Here is a 1,982-nt window from a genome sequence, read left to right on the forward strand (position 1 = left end):
CATAAAAACAGGATTTTCACAGACGGAAGGGGAGCTATTCAGAATGTATCGTTTGATTGCACTGGATCTGGACGGAACAGTGCTGACCAGCAGTATTGATATACTTCCATCGACAGTGGAGGCGGTTGCCTATGCCCGCAGTAAGGGCGTCAAGGTTATCGTCTGTACCGGTCGAATTGTAGGAGAAGCCGCTGTTTTCTCGAAGGAAATTGGCGCGTCCTCTTTGCTGATTTCAGCGGGCGGCGCAGCGATTTCCGATGTGCGCAATGCGCGCAATGTCAAAGAATGGGCGATGCCGTGGGACATCGGCGCGAAGGTCGTAGAGGCTGTACAGAATCGTCCGGTCACCGTGATGATTTATGTGGGTGACAGATTGTATTTGAACCCATATTCGGATGAAATTTTGTGCAATACCAAGCGCACAGAGGGCTTTTGGTCGAGCAAAGTCGTCCTGCCGGATGTTGCGGCGACGATTCGCGAGCATAAATTTCCGGTGTCTAAGGTTTTTGCCCGCGGCGATGTTCAAGTGCTGGCAGAAGCATTGGCGGAAATTAACCAGCTGCCGGGCATTCATATTACGCGCTCAGCGGAAAATAATTTTGAGATTATGCCGGAAGGCGTCAATAAAGGACTTGCTTTGCAGGAGCTGACGCATGTCATGGGCATCACGATGGACGAAGTGATGGCAATTGGAGACAGCGACAATGATTCGGATATGCTGCGCATTGCAGGTATGCCGGTCGTCATGGGAAATGGCGATGAGGCTGTAAAGAAACTGGCAAAATATGTCACAGACACCAACGATAATGATGGTGTGGCAAAGGCCATTTATCGATTCATCTAAGGGGCATAGATGGTAGATATAGGAATAGGGAAAGAAAAAGACCTGCCAGAGGCGGGTCTTTTGTGCTGTTCGGGGAATTATGCGGTTGTTTTCAAGTATTGCTTGAGCGTCAGATAGTCATAGGTCACGAGAGGTTCACTTTTATCTGCGGTGAGTAAGTCAGTCTCTGTGAGATTGCCGTTCTTGTCATAGATATTCGTGTATTTCATCTGTAATTTTCCCTGCGCGTCATACGTGCAGGTGTTGAGCAGATTGCCGTCCGCATCGTAGTCCATTTCATCCCAGCTGTCCAGCGTATCGTTGGTGTACGTGCTGGATTTGACGAGATTTCCTGCCTCGTTTTAGAGAGATTCGATGGTAATCGTATCTTCAGTCGTATCGGCATGGTTGTGCTGCACCGATTTGGTTTGTCTTCCCTGGTCATCTGTTGTGATTTCGACCCAATAGCTGTTGTCGACACTGCCGTGCTCTTCGGTGTGTATCTGCTTGGTCAAATGTCCCTTGGCATCATATGCATAGGATTCTGTGTAATTTCTATTTTTGTTTCCATCCAGACTGACAGTAGCAAGTAAATTGCCGTTTTTGTATTGATTGCTGACGCGGGTTTGAAGCTTTCCGGCTTCGCTGTATGTGATAACCTCTGTCGGCTGATTGTCGTCATTATATGTTGTCTCTGTCCAGCCGGTAAGATTCCCAGATGCAGAATAACGGGATTCTTTGGTGCAATTGCCATTTGCGTCATAGTCATAGGTAACATAATTGCCTGCTTTGGCGGTTTGTTTGGTACATACATAGGGATTTTCAGATGAACCTGCTTTGCCGGAACCGCAGCCTGTGAGCAAAAAAGATGCCAGACAGACCAAAAGCAGGGCAGAATGCGTGTGTTTCATGGATCGTCCTCCTTTGTCTGGTATAGAATACCATAAAAGTTAGCAAAACACAACGATAACAGCAAAAAATCGCCAGCTCTGGATTTTCCAGAACTGGCGATACATTTTTTGTTTGGAACGATTACTTAGAAGTCTTGCGGTTGCGCTTCTGCCACTCGCGCGGCGGGATGCCGAATACCTTGTGGAAGGCACGGGAGAAGTGCAGCTGATTCGGATAGCCGACAGAACGAGCAATCGTTGCAATCGGA

The 1,982-nt window shown here is 47.9% G+C and carries 4 protein-coding genes; 1 reads left to right on the forward strand and 3 read right to left on the reverse strand.

What is annotated here, in order from left to right:
* Window positions 1-43: 43 nt before the first annotated feature.
* Window positions 44-844 (forward strand): Cof-type HAD-IIB family hydrolase, encoded by an 801-nt coding sequence (locus ACR0P9_RS11650; protein ID WP_432620327.1) that lies wholly within the window; start codon window positions 44-46, stop codon window positions 842-844.
* Between the two features lie 77 nt (window positions 845-921).
* Here ACR0P9_RS11650 and ACR0P9_RS11655 read toward each other — a convergent pair whose 3' ends face one another.
* From ACR0P9_RS11655 to ACR0P9_RS11665, 3 genes are all read right to left on the reverse strand, one after another.
* The gene (locus ACR0P9_RS11655) at window positions 922-1,119 is read right to left on the reverse strand and encodes a hypothetical protein (protein ID WP_432620333.1); all 198 of its coding nucleotides are present in this window, start codon (window positions 1,117-1,119) and stop codon (window positions 922-924) included.
* 66 nt (window positions 1,120-1,185) lie between these two features.
* Window positions 1,186-1,734 carry a hypothetical protein gene (locus ACR0P9_RS11660; RefSeq protein WP_432620335.1) on the reverse strand — a complete coding sequence of 183 codons (549 nt, stop codon included), beginning with the start codon at window positions 1,732-1,734 and terminating at the stop codon, window positions 1,186-1,188.
* Window positions 1,735-1,855: 121 nt separating this feature from the next.
* Window positions 1,856-1,978: a helix-turn-helix domain-containing protein gene (locus tag ACR0P9_RS11665; protein ID WP_432620331.1), complete on the reverse strand. Its 123-nt coding sequence runs from the start codon at window positions 1,976-1,978 to the stop codon at window positions 1,856-1,858.
* Between the last annotated feature and the right edge of the window lie 4 nt (window positions 1,979-1,982).

This window comes from Butyricicoccus sp. (assembly GCF_050872565.1).
Taxonomy (GTDB): Bacteria; Bacillota; Clostridia; order Oscillospirales; family Butyricicoccaceae; genus Butyricicoccus_A.

Excerpts from the sequence above, each read along its gene's own strand:
- ACR0P9_RS11650 (WP_432620327.1), top strand. The coding sequence starts at position 44 with ATGTATCGTTTGATTGCACTGGATCTGGACGGAACAGTGCTGACCAGC.
- ACR0P9_RS11655 (WP_432620333.1), bottom strand. The coding sequence starts at position 1,119 with ATGGACTACGATGCGGACGGCAATCTGCTCAACACCTGCACGTATGAC.
- ACR0P9_RS11660 (WP_432620335.1), bottom strand. The coding sequence starts at position 1,734 with ATGAAACACACGCATTCTGCCCTGCTTTTGGTCTGTCTGGCATCTTTT.